At 57.7% G+C, this 15,435-nt stretch carries 9 protein-coding genes and 4 rRNA genes (1 of these 13 cut by a window edge); 7 read left to right on the forward strand and 6 right to left on the reverse strand.

Features of this window, described 5'->3' with window-relative positions:
- The 5 genes from ACA071_RS00600 to ACA071_RS00620 all read left to right on the forward strand — a co-directional run.
- Window positions 1–1,944, forward strand: a 23S ribosomal RNA gene (locus tag ACA071_RS00600) (it extends 948 nt beyond the left edge of the window).
- Between the two features lie 160 nt (window positions 1,945–2,104).
- Window positions 2,105–2,220, forward strand: a 5S ribosomal RNA gene (gene rrf, locus ACA071_RS00605).
- A gap of 108 nt (window positions 2,221–2,328) precedes the next feature.
- Window positions 2,329–2,444 (forward strand): 5S ribosomal RNA (gene rrf / locus ACA071_RS00610).
- A 108-nt stretch (window positions 2,445–2,552) separates the two neighbouring features.
- Window positions 2,553–2,668: ribosomal RNA gene (rrf, locus tag ACA071_RS00615) — 5S ribosomal RNA — on the forward strand.
- Between the two features lie 317 nt (window positions 2,669–2,985).
- Window positions 2,986–4,866 (forward strand): methyl-accepting chemotaxis protein, encoded by a 1,881-nt coding sequence (locus tag ACA071_RS00620; RefSeq protein ID WP_497642698.1) that lies wholly within the window; start codon window positions 2,986–2,988, stop codon window positions 4,864–4,866.
- A gap of 57 nt (window positions 4,867–4,923) precedes the next feature.
- Here the strand turns inward: ACA071_RS00620 and ACA071_RS00625 are convergent, their stop codons facing one another.
- The 5 genes from ACA071_RS00625 to ACA071_RS00645 all read right to left on the reverse strand — a co-directional run bounded on the left by ACA071_RS00625 (window position 4,924) and on the right by ACA071_RS00645 (window position 12,006).
- Complete coding sequence (locus ACA071_RS00625; RefSeq protein ID WP_497642699.1) at window positions 4,924–5,391, reverse strand: SRPBCC family protein; 468 nt, start codon at window positions 5,389–5,391, stop codon at window positions 4,924–4,926.
- A 22-nt stretch (window positions 5,392–5,413) separates the two neighbouring features.
- The gene (locus ACA071_RS00630) at window positions 5,414–8,824 is read right to left on the reverse strand and encodes an amino acid adenylation domain-containing protein (protein WP_497642701.1); all 3,411 of its coding nucleotides are present in this window, start codon (window positions 8,822–8,824) and stop codon (window positions 5,414–5,416) included.
- A gap of 13 nt (window positions 8,825–8,837) precedes the next feature.
- Window positions 8,838–9,767 (reverse strand): diiron oxygenase, encoded by a 930-nt coding sequence (locus ACA071_RS00635; protein ID WP_497642702.1) that lies wholly within the window; start codon window positions 9,765–9,767, stop codon window positions 8,838–8,840.
- Window positions 9,764–10,540, reverse strand: coding sequence for a DUF3050 domain-containing protein (locus tag ACA071_RS00640; protein ID WP_497642703.1), 777 nt, complete (start codon window positions 10,538–10,540; stop codon window positions 9,764–9,766). The genes ACA071_RS00635 and ACA071_RS00640 overlap by 4 nt, the downstream gene beginning before the upstream one ends.
- A gap of 758 nt (window positions 10,541–11,298) precedes the next feature.
- Window positions 11,299–12,006 (reverse strand): GntR family transcriptional regulator, encoded by a 708-nt coding sequence (locus tag ACA071_RS00645; RefSeq protein ID WP_497642704.1) that lies wholly within the window; start codon window positions 12,004–12,006, stop codon window positions 11,299–11,301.
- Between the two features lie 233 nt (window positions 12,007–12,239).
- Here ACA071_RS00645 and lapG point away from each other — a divergent pair, with 233 nt between their 5' ends.
- Both lapG and lapD read left to right on the forward strand, forming a co-directional pair.
- Window positions 12,240–12,932, forward strand: coding sequence for a cysteine protease LapG (gene lapG, locus ACA071_RS00650; protein ID WP_497642705.1), 693 nt, complete (start codon window positions 12,240–12,242; stop codon window positions 12,930–12,932).
- Window positions 12,933–12,946: 14 nt separating this feature from the next.
- Complete coding sequence (gene lapD / locus ACA071_RS00655; RefSeq protein ID WP_497642706.1) at window positions 12,947–14,893, forward strand: cyclic di-GMP receptor LapD; 1,947 nt, start codon at window positions 12,947–12,949, stop codon at window positions 14,891–14,893.
- Window positions 14,894–15,046: 153 nt separating this feature from the next.
- Here the strand turns inward: lapD and ACA071_RS00660 are convergent, their stop codons facing one another.
- Window positions 15,047–15,385, reverse strand: a complete 339-nt coding sequence (locus ACA071_RS00660; RefSeq protein WP_054050336.1) for a hypothetical protein — start codon at window positions 15,383–15,385, stop codon at window positions 15,047–15,049.
- Between the last annotated feature and the right edge of the window lie 50 nt (window positions 15,386–15,435).

Raw genomic sequence — 15,435 nt, forward strand, 5'->3', positions numbered from 1 at the left:
TAACGTCCGTCGTGAAAAGGGAAACAACCCAGACCGTCAGCTAAGGTCCCAAAGTTATGGTTAAGTGGGAAACGATGTGGGAAGGCTTAGACAGCTAGGAGGTTGGCTTAGAAGCAGCCACCCTTTAAAGAAAGCGTAATAGCTCACTAGTCGAGTCGGCCTGCGCGGAAGATGTAACGGGGCTCAAACCATACACCGAAGCTACGGGTATCACTTAGGTGATGCGGTAGAGGAGCGTTCTGTAAGCCTGTGAAGGTGAGTTGAGAAGCTTGCTGGAGGTATCAGAAGTGCGAATGCTGACATGAGTAACGACAATGGGTGTGAAAAACACCCACGCCGAAAGACCAAGGTTTCCTGCGCAACGTTAATCGACGCAGGGTTAGTCGGTCCCTAAGGCGAGGCTGAAAAGCGTAGTCGATGGAAAACAGGTTAATATTCCTGTACTTCTGGTTATTGCGATGGAGGGACGGAGAAGGCTAGGCCAGCTTGGCGTTGGTTGTCCAAGTTTAAGGTGGTAGGCTGGAATCTTAGGTAAATCCGGGATTCTAAGGCCGAGAGCTGATGACGAGTGTTCTTTTAGAACACGAAGTGGTTGATGCCATGCTTCCAAGAAAAGCTTCTAAGCTTCAGGTAACCAGGAACCGTACCCCAAACCGACACAGGTGGTTGGGTAGAGAATACCAAGGCGCTTGAGAGAACTCGGGTGAAGGAACTAGGCAAAATGGCACCGTAACTTCGGGAGAAGGTGCGCCGGTGAGGGTGAAGCATTTACTGCGTAAGCCCATGCCGGTCGAAGATACCAGGCCGCTGCGACTGTTTATTAAAAACACAGCACTCTGCAAACACGAAAGTGGACGTATAGGGTGTGACGCCTGCCCGGTGCCGGAAGGTTAATTGATGGGGTTAGCTAACGCGAAGCTCTTGATCGAAGCCCCGGTAAACGGCGGCCGTAACTATAACGGTCCTAAGGTAGCGAAATTCCTTGTCGGGTAAGTTCCGACCTGCACGAATGGCGTAACGATGGCGGCGCTGTCTCCACCCGAGACTCAGTGAAATTGAAATCGCTGTGAAGATGCAGTGTATCCGCGGCTAGACGGAAAGACCCCGTGAACCTTTACTATAGCTTTGCACTGGACTTTGAATTTGCTTGTGTAGGATAGGTGGGAGGCTTTGAAGCGTGGACGCCAGTTCGCGTGGAGCCAACCTTGAAATACCACCCTGGCAACTTTGAGGTTCTAACTCAGGTCCGTTATCCGGATCGAGGACAGTGTATGGTGGGTAGTTTGACTGGGGCGGTCTCCTCCTAAAGAGTAACGGAGGAGTACGAAGGTGCGCTCAGACCGGTCGGAAATCGGTCGTAGAGTATAAAGGCAAAAGCGCGCTTGACTGCGAGACAGACACGTCGAGCAGGTACGAAAGTAGGTCTTAGTGATCCGGTGGTTCTGTATGGAAGGGCCATCGCTCAACGGATAAAAGGTACTCCGGGGATAACAGGCTGATACCGCCCAAGAGTTCATATCGACGGCGGTGTTTGGCACCTCGATGTCGGCTCATCACATCCTGGGGCTGAAGCCGGTCCCAAGGGTATGGCTGTTCGCCATTTAAAGTGGTACGCGAGCTGGGTTTAGAACGTCGTGAGACAGTTCGGTCCCTATCTGCCGTGGACGTTTGAGATTTGAGAGGGGCTGCTCCTAGTACGAGAGGACCGGAGTGGACGAACCTCTGGTGTTCCGGTTGTCACGCCAGTGGCATTGCCGGGTAGCTATGTTCGGAATAGATAACCGCTGAAAGCATCTAAGCGGGAAACTAGCCTCAAGATGAGATCTCACTGGGACCTTGAGTCCCCTGAAGGGCCGTCGAAGACTACGACGTTGATAGGTTGGGTGTGTAAGCGCTGTGAGGCGTTGAGCTAACCAATACTAATTGCCCGTGAGGCTTGACCATATAACACCCAAGCAATTTGACTACTCGAGAGAGCATCAGATTGCGGTGTGTGAAGACGCAATGAACCGAAAGTTCGAGATACTCACAAAGCACCGAGATCTATCACATACCCATTCGCTGGAGCGTAAACCGAAAGGTGAACGACCTGGCTACCGAATTTCTTGACGACCATAGAGCATTGGAACCACCTGATCCCATCCCGAACTCAGCAGTGAAACGATGCATCGCCGATGGTAGTGTGGGGTTTCCCCATGTGAGAGTAGGTCATCGTCAAGATTAAATTCCGAAACCCCTATCTGCGTATGCAGGTAGGGGTTTTGTTTTAGTAGAAGTCACCATTTTTTGCTGGCACGTTACTGCGGTAACGGGCTGGTCACAGAATTTCTTGACGACCATAGAGCATTGGAACCACCTGATCCCATCCCGAACTCAGCAGTGAAACGATGCATCGCCGATGGTAGTGTGGGGTTTCCCCATGTGAGAGTAGGTCATCGTCAAGATTAAATTCCGAAACCCCTATCTGCGTATGCAGGTAGGGGTTTTGTTTTAGTAGAAGTCACCATTTTTTGCTGGCACGTTACTGCGGTAACGGGCTGGTCACAGAATTTCTTGACGACCATAGAGCATTGGAACCACCTGATCCCATCCCGAACTCAGCAGTGAAACGATGCATCGCCGATGGTAGTGTGGGGTTTCCCCATGTGAGAGTAGGTCATCGTCAAGATTGAATTCCGAAACCCCTGTCTGCTAACGCAGACAGGGGTTTTGTCGTTTTGGAACACCAAAAAGCTTCAGTGATAAAGCGACCCGACAACAACAGAAATCTGGTTAATCAGACGCTCTAGCACGCCGTTCGGCGGGAATCAGTCCTGAATTTCGGCCATTTCATACAAACCCCTAAGATTTCTCCTTCTCGTGCCGAAAAACTGGTGAGACATGCGTGCACCAAAGTAGAGCGGCCTCAGAAAGCCGCCTGCGCTGTTACATGGAATGTTGCAATCCGGAACGCATCCCCACTTTTTGCATAAGAAGTCCCATGAAATGAATCTCAAGTTCAGCCATAAAATCCTGCTGGCCGCTTCAGGCGTCGTGGTGCTGGCTTTCGCGTTGTTCACTTTGTACAACGACTATTTGCAGCGAAACACCATCCGGCAGAATCTCGAATCCTCCGTGCAGCAAGCGGGCGATTTGACCGCCAGCAGCGTACAAAACTGGATGAGTGGACGCGTGCTGGTGTTGGAAAACCTGGCGCAGAACGTCGCTCACCAGGGGGCGAGTGCCGATCTGCCAGGGCTGGTGGATCAACCTGCCTTCACCTCGAACTTCCAGTTCACTTACGTCGGCCAGGCCAATGGTGTGTTCACCCAGCGCCCTGACGCGAAGATGCCGGATGGTTACGATCCACGTCAGCGCCCCTGGTACAAACAAGCTGTCGCTGCCGACAAGACCATGCTGACCCCGCCTTACATGGCTGCGGTCGGTGGCCTGGTTGTCACCATCGCCATGCCGGTGAAAAAGAACGGTGAACTGCTCGGCGTTGTCGGCGGTGACCTGAGCCTGGAAACCCTGGTGAAGATCATCAACTCGGTGGACTTCGGCGGGATCGGTCACGCGTTCCTGGTCAGTGCCGACGGTCAGGTGATCGTCAGCCCGGACAAAGATCAGGTGATGAAGAATCTGAAAGATATCTACCCAAACACTGGTGTGCGCATCGAGAAGGGTAATCAGGAAGTCACCCTGAACAAGCAAGACCGCATTCTCTCGTTCACCCCGGTAAGTGGCTTGCCAAATGCCGAGTGGTACATCGGTCTGTCGATCGATAAGGACAAGGCCTACGCTCCGTTGAGCCAATTCCGTACCTCGGCACTGATTGCGATGTTTATCGCCGTGAGCGCCATTGCAGTGCTGCTGAGCCTGCTGATCAACGTGCTGATGCGCCCTCTGACCACCATGGGCCGTGCGATGAAAGACATCGCCCAGGGTGAAGGTGACTTGACCCGTCGTCTAGCCGTGGAAAGCAAAGACGAATTCGGTGAACTGGGCGGTGCTTTCAACCAGTTCGTAGAGCGGATTCACGCGTCGATTTCTGAAGTGTCCTCGGCGACCCGTCAGGTCCATGACTTGTCGCAACGGGTGATGGCATCGTCCAACGCCTCGATCATCGGTTCCGACGAGCAAAGCGCCCGCACCAACAGTGTGGCTGCCGCGATCAACGAACTCGGTGCCGCGACCCAGGAAATCGCCCGTAACGCCGCCGATGCTTCGCAGCACGCCAGCGGCGCGAGCGAGCAGGCCGACGACGGTCGTCAGGTGGTGGAGAAAACCATCCTGGCCATGACCGAGCTGTCGCAGAAAATCAGCCTGTCCTGCACCCAGATCGAAACCCTGAATGCCAGCACCGACAACATCGGGCACATTCTGGATGTGATCAAAGGCATCTCTCAGCAGACCAACCTGCTGGCCCTGAACGCGGCCATCGAAGCGGCCCGTGCCGGTGAAGCCGGTCGTGGTTTTGCGGTCGTGGCGGACGAGGTGCGTAACCTCGCCCATCGCACCCAGGAATCGGCCGAGGAGATCCACAAGATGATCACCTCGCTGCAGATCGGTTCTCGTGAAGCGGTGACCACCATGAACGCCAGCCAGGTCTCCAGTGAAGAGAGCGTTGAAGTGGCGAACCAGGCCGGTCTGCGCCTGGTCAGCGTGACCCAGCGCATCGGTGAAATCGACGGCATGAACCAATCGGTGGCCGCGGCGACCGAAGAGCAAACCGCAGTAGTGGAAACCCTCAACGTCGACGTTAACCAGATCAACTTGCTGAACCAGCAAAGCGTGGCCAACCTCAATGAAACCTTGAAGGATTGCGATGCCTTGTCGTTGCAGGCCAACCGCCTGAAGCAATTGGTCGACAGCTTCAAAATCTGATCTAACGATGTAAAAAAGCCCGCTGTGGATCACCTCCACAGCGGGCTTTTTCATGCCTTACGCAAACAACTTCAACACATTGTTCATCGCATCATCGGCAAACCCCTGCACGAAGTCCTTGAACCCCGGCAACGCCTCCGCGCCGCCCTGGGCCGGTTCCGCGATGATGGTCCAGGTCGCCCGCGACTTGCCCGCGCCCAGCGATTCCACATTCATCGCCGCCCACAGATTCGCCACGCCCAAGGTGTTGTAGATCGTCGTCCAGGTCATGCTCAGTGCCTGGTCATCCCGGGAGTTGAGTTGCTCGACCACCAGGTTGCCGTCCTTGAAGACTTTCTTGCGCAGGGACGACACGCCTTCACCGGTCATTTCGATGTGCGACAGCGCCGGAATGAAGGCGTCGAAGCCGGCAAAGTTACCGACCACCTCCCAGACTTTCAAAGCGTCCGTCGGCACATTCACCGAAGATGCTACGTGGCAACCGTGAGGGTTTTTGATCAGGGTATCGGGTTGCAGGGTTTTCATGGTCTTGCTCCAGTTGGGTGCTTCAGATGAAGTTGATTTCTTTGAGGTAGTCGCAGCCGCGACGCAGCAGCGCCGGGGATTTTTCCGGGTAGTGCGCGCCCATCTGCCGGACGCCGGCCTGAGCGTTGTCGTGGCCGATCATCGAGATATCGCCGATGTCTTCTTCAAAGCCGTTGAGGTAGAAACCCAGCACGCCGAACAGCGCGTTATCGCTGTCGACCCGGCCCAGTTGCTGCTGCCAGTCGGCGACGCTGACCATCGAGAATTCCCGGCCGGCTTCGCGAAACGAATCCACGTAAGCGTCCCAGCTCAGCGGCTCGGGGTTGTGCAGGTTGAACACCGCGTGTTCCGACTGATAACGACTGGCATGGAAGGCGATGAAACGGGCGAGGAAGTCCACCGGCATCAGGTCGAAGTTCAGCGAGAACTCCGGCACTTGGCCAAGTTGAATCGAGCCTTTGAGCATCAGCATCAAGCGATTCTTGTGCGGCTGGCAGACGCCGGTGAGGCTGTTGAAACTGATGTTGCCGGGGCGATACAGATTGACCCGCACGCCGCGCTCCCGCGCCCGTTCAAGAATCCGCTCACCGACCCACTTGGACAGGTTGTAGCCGTTCTTGATGTAGATCGGCGGCGTCTGTGCGGCAGGCAACTCCAGCACCCGACCATCGTCAGAAATCGTGCTGGACGCCGAGAGCGTGGAGACGAAGTTGAAGATCTTCTTGCTGCGCCCTTCACACAGGCGCAGGCATTCGAAAATAGGCTCGACGTTGTCTCGCGCCAGCGACTCGTAGTCGAGCACGTGATTGACGTTAGCCGCGTTGTGCACCAGTGCGCCGAACTCCCGATCCAGTCGCTCGTAGACGTCCTCCGCAAGCCCCAGCAACGGACGAGTGATGTCCGCCGCGTAGACCCGCACCCGATGTAGGTCCAGATGCTCCAGTCGGTTCTCGAGCAACGCCTGGGCGAAGCGCTCCGCCGCCGATTGCCCACCGCCATCGCGCACCAGGCAGGCGACTTCAGTGGCGCCCCAGGCCAGCAACGCCTCGACGATGTGCACGCCGACAAAGCTATTGGCGCCGGTGACGATCACCTTGTGCACATCGCCCATACGGCTGATCGGTAACGGCTGGATATCCAGCTCGCGGAAGGCATCGGCCATCGCCTGTTCGCTCAGCACTTCTTCGGTGCCCGAGCCGCGGACCAACGTCGCCAACTTGGCGATGGTCGGCAACTCGATAAAGCGGTTGATCGAAATGCTGCGACCAAATTCCTCACGCAGCCGCAGCAACATCCGCGACAGCAAGATCGAGTGGCCGCCCAGATTGAAAAAGCTTTCGTCGGTGGAAATGTCACTGGCCGGCAGCTCCAGCAACTCAGCCCAGATCTCCAGCAGCAACGCTTCATCAGCACTGGCCGGCAACCGACGAGCACTGTTCTCCAACACAGTCACCGGCAATGCCAACAGCGCCTTGCGATCAACCTTGCCGTTGCTGGCGAACGGCATGCTCGCCAGCTCGGTCCAGGCGCCGGGTTGCATATAGTCCGGCAGGAACTGCACGGCGTGGGCCTTCAGCGCTTCGCGCGCGGCACCCGGTTGGTCTTCCTGAGGTTGGGCGAGGAACGCCAGAATCCGTCGATGGCTGTCGATAACCACCGCCACCTGCCGGTACAACTGACTGTCGCGCAGGCAACGTTCGATCTCTTCCGGCTCGACCCGGAAGCCGCGAATCTTCACCTGATTGTCCCGCCGTCCGCACAGCTCGATACCGTCGCCGGTCCACTTCGCCATATCGCCGGTGCGGTAGGCGCGCAGGCTTTCACCGTTCGGCAGGCTCAGGTCCAGATAACGTTCGGCGGTCTGTTGCGCATTGTTCAGGTAACCCAGGCACACACCCGGGCCGACGATGTACAACTCACCGACGGTCTGCTCGGCGACCGGTTGAAAGTCTTCATCGAGAATCAGCACCTGGCTGTTGGCAATCGGGCCACCGAGGGTGCGGTTGTTGTCGCCGGGCCGCAGTTGTCGCGCGGTGATCAGCACCGTGGCTTCGGTCGGGCCGTAGAGGTTGTAGAGGTTGCCCTGCCGGGTCAGTTGCTCGATGACGTAGGGTTCGCAGACGTCGCCGCCAGTCATCACGTGATCCAGCACCTGCAACTGATCCAGCGGCAAAATGCTCAACAGCGCCGGCGGCAGGAAGGCATGGCTCAGTTGCTGATGACGGATCAGTTCGACCAGTTGCAACGGATCACGGCGTTGATCATCGCTGGGCACGATCAGCTCGGCGCCCTGCAGCAGCGTCGGGAAAATATCGATCAGCGATGAGTCAAAACTCAGCGACGAAAACTGCAACACCCGACTCTGCTCGGTCAACTGCACATAGTCGGCGTACCACGCGGTGAAGTGCGCGAGATTGGCCTGGCTGAGCAACACACCTTTCGGGTGCCCGGTGGTGCCCGAGGTGTAGAGCGCCATGCACGGCGCGTCGAGCACGGGGCGCTGACGCATCAACGGTTGATCGAGATCCACATCATCGATGTCGATGCGGCTGATATCCAGCCCCGGCACCTGACGCGCCAGTGGATGCGCGCCATCGTGCAGCAACAACACTGCCCCGGCGTTCTCCAGGATGTATTGCTGACGTTGCAGAGGGTGGCTTGGCTCCAGCGGCAAATACACCCCACCGCTGCCGAGAATCGCCAGAATCCCCGCATACAACGCGCTGCATTTCGGCAGGCAAATACCCACCACCAACGAGCCTTGATGCTGATCGAGCAACGGCTGCAGACGCTGCTGGATTGCACGGCTGTGGGCATGCAACTGACGATAGTTAAGCGAGGTGCCGGCGATGTTCAGCGCAGGTCGTGCGGCGCATTGGATAAAGCGCTGTTCAAGCCGCTCGATCATCGGGGTCCGACCCAGTCGCAGCAGCCCGGGATGCGCCGTGAGATTGAGCTGATGGACGAAGGCCAGACTTTCCAGAAACAGCAGATTTTCCACGCGCTCAAAATGAACAGGCGCCGTCGAATCAGCGCCTGAAAAATACTCGGCGTCTCGGGAAAAGCGGCTGACCAGCAGTGCCACGTGATCCACCAGTTCTGCCACCGCTCGCAGGCGCAACGCCTGGCCATTACCGGAAGGTTCGTCGGCAATCGGCACACGGGTGAACAGCGCCGAACCATACGTGCACAGCAGGTCCAGAGTTGGCAGGCTGGCAGCCCCGCCAACACCTAACTGCAACGTCAATCGCGGCACATCACCGAAGTCGGGAAAAACCAGGCTTGCATCGTCGATCACCAAATCGACGTTGCCCAACCCCGGCTCGCCGACCACCGTCAGGCGCACCAGTGAATGTCCATGTTGTTCGAGCTCCAGTGCCAGGTCGGTCAAGGCCTGGCTCTGCCCTGTAAGCGCAATGTCGAGACGTCTCATGATGTTCTCCTCGTTAAACCAGGTAGTCGCTCAGGGCTTGCTGAACGCACGGCGAATCGAGCAGCGAACTGCTGCGGAAAAACCGCACGATGTTGGCGACCAGCGGGTGATGGCGATTGATCGGGAAGGCCAGCCCCGAGACTTCGCTCTTGAGTGCCCGGCGCGCGGCGTCACTGATCTGCAAGGACTCGATCAGGCGAAAGTCGAAGGACTTCTGAATGTCATTGGTCAAGTAGTGGCCGATGAACACCGGCAGGATCTGCGCGATGCACTGGCGGTCGGCTTCGCTCGCGGTGTGCCAGTAGATGCGCACCAGACGCGCCCAAAAACTCGAATGACGACCCTCGTCCAGCAAGTGGTCGGCCATCAGTCCCTTGATCGACTGCTTGACCGTGTCGTCCTTGGCAAACGCAGCCACATCACCGGTCACGGTGTTCTCGGCGATGGCCACACAGATCAATTCCACGGCGCTGCGCAGGTGTTCCGGTGCCAGGGCCACGGCGGCTGGAATCGCTCGGCTCAGCTCGATTTCATCCGGCAGTTCGATGGGTGTGATGCCGGTCATCGCTACGGTCTGCTGCATGAAATCCATCGCCACCAACGCGTGGTAGTCCTCGTCCACCACCACGGTCATGGCGTCGTAGCGGCAGGCGAATGGGAAAGCCACGGCGAAGCGGTTCTTGGCGATGCTGCGAGCGGTTTTGTCGACTATCTCGGTTTCGAAAATCACCACGTCGTTGATGAACTTGTAGAGCGTCTGCACCAGGGCAAAGTCCCGTTGGTCCGGGCACTCGCGCAGGAAAGTTTCGCTCAGCACCAGGGGTTGGCGGCTCAACGGATAGATCAGCTTATCGTCGTTCTCCAGTACGCGCCGGGGCCGGGTGCGGATGGTCGCGCGGCTTTCCCAGGCGTCGGCAAAAGATTGGTAGTCAGCGGCGTTCATGCTGTCACCTGCGCAACCGGTTCGCTCATGCTCAGGCGCAAGCCATCCCACAGGGCGATGCGGCTTTCCACGGCGGCGATGGCGCTGGCGTAGACGTCTTCTTCGCGCTGCGGATCGCCATCGACCAGTCGGGCGAGCAGTCTTTCTGCGGCCGGGCCATGGTCTTCGGAGTCGACTTCGATGTGTCGCTCCAGGTAGTAACGGAAGGTCGGGGCTTGATCGAGGCCAATGCCCCAGTCGTCGAGGATTCGCTGGAACATCTGCGGGATCACGCTTTCCCGGCCATGCAGGAACACCGCAGCAACGCTATGACCCGGTGCATGCAGCGCGGTGTGCAAAGTGTTGCGCACAAACTGCGCAGCAGCGGGGTCGACGTCCACGCTTTGCAGCGCCACGTCGTAGCTCACGCCTTCTTTCTGCAACGCGACGAAGCGTTCCACCGCCGCAGTACTTGCACCGACTTCACGCATCGCATCCAGGTACAACTCGAAATGGCTGTAGTGACCACTGGCGGGACGGTCATCGGACTCTTCGCCGAGCACAATCTCGTTGATCAGCCGCGCTGCCTGCGGGTCTCGCGGCGGCAGCCAGGGCAATTGCACGCAGGTGAGTTCCTGCTGCAGGCGCTTGGTCAGCGACATGAAATCCCAGACCGCAAATACATGGGTTTCCATAAAACGCTGCAAGATCGACAGCGAATGTATTTCGCCAAAGATAGGGTGAGCGCTAAGTTCTGCTTTCTTTTGATTGAGACGGTCTTTAGTCGGTTTCATGGGCGAGCCTATAAGTGAATTGGAATACCAATGGGTGGCGCAATCAATAAGCGATAGGGGGTTAATGTTTTATGTTGGCGAGCGCAGGCCTCAATCGAATTGATATGTTTGAGTAATGAAACAGTCTTTGTAGGCCTTGTGGATCAAGGGTTGCGCCTGGATCCAATGGCGGCGGAGAAAAACTAATACATCAATAAAGTTCCCGGCAAGTTATTTTTATATTATTTGAAAGTTAAACTTTTGCAGGCGCGAAAAGTTTCAATAAAACTTTTGGTTTGAGTTTTATTTGGATGAAGTTACTCCTTCCGGCTTATATAAGTCAGAATCGAATAAGAGAGTGAATGCCTCACTCAGAGCAACTTTCAAACTGCAATCGTTGGTGTGATCTGAGGGGATGGAAGTTGGCCGGGAATACGCCGTTGACTTCCTTTCCCGTGGCAAGACTCCTTCCGTAGGTTCTTGGTGCGTTGACTGCGCCGTGGCTGCGGCGCGTCATCCGTCATTGTTGGGTTGGCAGGCCCAAGAGTGAGCGTAAATGACGGCAGCCGCTATCGTTGGTGCGTCATTCGTTGGCTGCAATTATCGGGCTGCTGGGGGACGTTGAAGGCAGGGCTCAGGACTGACAGGAACGGCATCGCCATACCGACCCGGTATGAGCGAATGGGGGATTTGTAAGAAAGTTATTCGCCGAGTAACCCAGGACGGGAATCAGCCAGACAAGGCGAGCGCAATGGCTCGCCCGTGCGTGCGGTAGCGTTCTACTTCGAGGTTTTTTTCTGGGCGGCAGGACTGTCGAGGTAGCGCGTGATGACCTCGACACCGCGGTTGAGGTGATGCTCCAGCATTTTTATCGAACGTTCGATGTCCCGCTCTTCAACGGCTCGCAGCAAGTTTCGGTGATCTTCCTGGGACAGCTTGCCCAGGCCCATCGCCTCCAGGTTGAAGCGCAGGAAGCGTTCTTCTTCGTTCAATCCGTCTTCCACCAGCCGCAATAGCCGGCGATTGGGTGCCTTGCTGTAAAGCGTCATGTGAAACTGCCGATTGAGCCGGCCGATCTCGGTGTAGTTGTGCTCGGTTTCCAATTCGTCGATATAGCGGGCAGCCAGTTCGAAATCGCCGGCTTCAAGCAAGGGAATCGAGCGGCGCAATGCTTCGGATTCCAGCAGGATCCGCAACTCATAGGTTTCTGCTGCATCGCCCTGAACCAGCGCGGCGACCACGGCACCTTTGTGGGCGACCACATTGAGCAACGCTTGCGCTTCGAGCTGGCGCAACGCTTCGCGCACCGGCATGCGGCTGACGCCGAACAGGTCAGCCAGGTCTTGCTGACGCAGGGCCGTGCCGCAAGGGATGCGCCCGTCGAGAATCGCCGAGCGCAGAGTTTCTTCGATCACCGAGCGCGCCAGATGAGCGGGGATCGGGCCGTTGACCTTGATGCTGCTAAGAGGATTGGGCTTCTGTGTCACTACTACGCACCCTGAATGACTGAAGTTGTTATTGGATCCAAATGGACACTAGTGACTGCTGTACAAGATGTCAAACCGTGTAGAGGAATGGCCCGAGATCCGGACCTCCTTTTTCATGACACCCGCCATACAAAGTTTAGCGTGCCTCGAGTGATTGCACCGTGCCATTGTCTTTTATCGGGCTAACCTTCACCATCAACCGATTCCCACCTGCCTACCCTGGATGCCCTGCATTGGCGGTACGTTTCGCAATCCCTCGGATGATGCGCTGGCTGTGCTGCGCGCTGCTGCTGGCCGGCGTCATGCTGGGCGGGTTGCATGCCGACTGGGATTTTTCCCTGATCAGCCGTCGCGCACAGACCATTTATGGGCCGCTGGGTGAGGGGCAGCAACGCATCGATGCCTGGCAGCGTTTGCTGGCCACCCAGAAACAGGTCGGCGAGATGGAAAAGCTCAACGTGGTGAACCAGTTCTTCAACAAACAGATGCGCTACGAAGAAGACATCGACCTGTGGCACGAAGTCGATTACTGGGAAACTCCGATCGAAGCCTTGTGGAAAGGTGCCGGCGATTGCGAAGACTACGCCATCGCCAAGTACTTCAGCCTGCGCCATCTCGGGGTTTCCAGTGACAAGCTGCGCATCACCTACGTCAAGGCGTTGCGCCTGAACCGGGCGCATATGGTATTGACCTACTATTCGACGCCTGAGGCCATGCCGCTGGTGCTCGACAGTTTGATCAACGAGATCAAACCGGCCAGCCAACGAACCGATTTGCTGCCGGTCTACTCTTTCAATGCCGAAGGCTTATACCTGCCCGATGCCAAGGGCAACAAAAAAGTCGGTGACACCAAGCGCCTGTCCCGTTGGCAGGATGTGTTGAAAAAAATGCAGGCCGAAGGATTCCCGGTCGAGACGACTAACTAGGAGCACGCGCTCAGATGTCTTTGTTCAAACAGCTGTTGATCGCTATCTGCCTGTTCCTTGTGGTCGCCTTCACCGGCAGCTTCATGGTCAGCCTGGAGAGCTCGCGCACGCAGTACGTCAACCAGTTGCGCTCCCACGCCCAGGACGCCGCCACGGCACTCGCATTGTCCCTGACACCGAACATCGACGACCCGGCGATGGTCGAGTTGCTGGTCAGCTCGATTTTCGACAGCGGCTACTACGCAAGCATCCGCGTGGTCGACCTCAAGACTGACCAGACCATCGTCGAGCGCAGCGGCATCCCGGCGGTGAACAACGTGCCGGACTGGTTCGTCAAAATGATCGGCCTGGAAGCGGCCGGTGGCGATGCACTGGTCAGCCGAGGTTGGGAGCAGGCTGCGCGGGTCGAGGTGGTCAGCCACCCGATGTTCGCCCTGGCCAAGCTGTGGCAGAGCGCGCTGGGTAGCCTCGGCTGGTTACTGATCTGCGGCGCAGTGAGTGCGGTGTTGGGTGCGCTGCTGTTGCGTCGGCAATTGAAGCCGCTGGACTACATGGTCAAGCAATCCCACGCCATCGCCCGCCGCGAATTCCTCAGCCTGCCGGAACTGCCGCGTACCCCGGAACTGCGCCGGGTGGTGCAGGCGATGAACCAGATGGTCGAGAAGCTCAAGGCGCTGTTCCAGGAGCAGGCCGAGCGCAGTGAAAAACTGCGGGTCGAGTCCTATCAGGACAACCTCACGGGCCTGGCCAACCGGCGCTATTTCGAAATGCAATTGAACGCCCGTGTGAGCAATCCGGAGCAGGCCAGTTCCGGTTATCTGCTGCTGTTGCGGGTCAAGGACCTGGCCGGTTTGAACCAACGGCTGGGCGGTCAGCGCACTGATGAGTTGTTGAAAGCAGTGGGTGAACAGTTGTCCCGCGAGTGCGCCAAGTACCCGGAAACCCAGAACCTCGTCACGCGGATTCGCGGCGGTGAATTCGCTGTGCTGGCGCCGGGGTTGGTACGCGAAGAAGCGCTGCAACTGGCGCAGAACCTCGACAGCGCGCTGGCCAGTTTGCACGCGACCGGCGCAACCGACGTGGCTTCGGTGGCGTCCATCGGGCTGGCGCCGTTCGTTCATGGCGACTCGCCGCAAGCGGTGCTCGGTTTGGCGGATCAGGCGTTGGCGCAAGCCGAAGGCCAGGGCGAATCGAGCTGGGCGTGCTTGGATCACAGCGCCTCGGCCAGCGTTGGCGATGATCACCATGCGTGGCACACACTGCTCGATAGGGCGTTGAATCAGCAGCGGTTCGAGCTGTATTTCCAGCCGGTGGTGGCGTCGCAAGACACCACGCTGGTGCTGCATTACAAAGTGCTGTCGCGGCTGCTCGACGATCAGGGCCAGACCATTCCCGCCGGGCGTTTTCTGCCGTGGCTGGAGCGCTTTGGCTGGACGGCGCGGCTGGACCGGCTGATGTTGGAATTGGTGCTGGGGCAGATGGCCGAGCATGACGAGTCGCTGGCGCTGAACCTGTCTTCGGCGACGCTGGCAGATCCGCAGGCGTTGAACAAAGTCTTCGAGATTTTGCGTCAGCACTCGAATCTGGGTGAGCGCCTGACCCTGGAAATCGGTGAAGAACAATTGCCCGAGCAGGCGGTGCTGGAGCAATTGACCCGGCGTCTGCGCGAGCTCGGCTTCTCCCTGAGTCTGCAGCGGTTTGGCGGGCGGTTCAGCATGATCGGCAACCTGGCGCGGCTGGGGTTGGCGTATCTGAAGATTGATGGCAGTTACATTCGGGCGATTGATCAGGAGAGTGACAAGCGTCTGTTCATCGAGGCGATTCAGCGGGCGGCGCACAGCATTGATCTGCCGTTGATTGCCGAGCGGGTCGAGACCGAAGGGGAATTGTCGGTGATTCGCGAGATGGGATTGTATGGGGTTCAGGGGCAGTTATTTGGTGAGCCCAAGCCCTGGAAGTAACTCACTGATCGTTCCTGCGCTCTGCGTGGGAATGCAGCCCGTGACGCTCTGCGTCACAACAATGCCCGGCGCAATGTCGGCGGTGGGGCTGGAACGCGGAGCGTCCCTTGAGGCATTCCCACGCAGAGCGTGGGAACGATCAAGCCTGACCGCTTAGATCAACCCTGTCTCATCATCATCGATCAAATGACTCAACCCGCCCAACGCTTCCCGGGCCTGGGTTCGGTCCATCAGCTTGGCTTGGGCGGCGGCCGGCAGGTCGGTGACGCGGATCACGCCTTTGCTGGTCAGCACCTGGATCAAGTCGTCGAGTACCCGGATCATTTCCAGGTCGCTCTGCTTGAGCTGTTTGAGGCTGGTTTCCATCACTTCGTTGGCGTACCAGGCCTGGATTTCATGGTTGTCGGCCGGCAGTGTTTCCGTGGCCTCGGCGTAGGCCGCGGCTTCCACGCGCACCAATTGGCCTTGCGCATCGCGTTGCACGTAAAACATTGAGCATCCCTCAGAAATGGACCAGCGTCATGCTGTCAGCAGCATAGCCA

The sequence above is a fragment of the Pseudomonas sp. LBUM1646 genome (assembly GCF_059716165.1).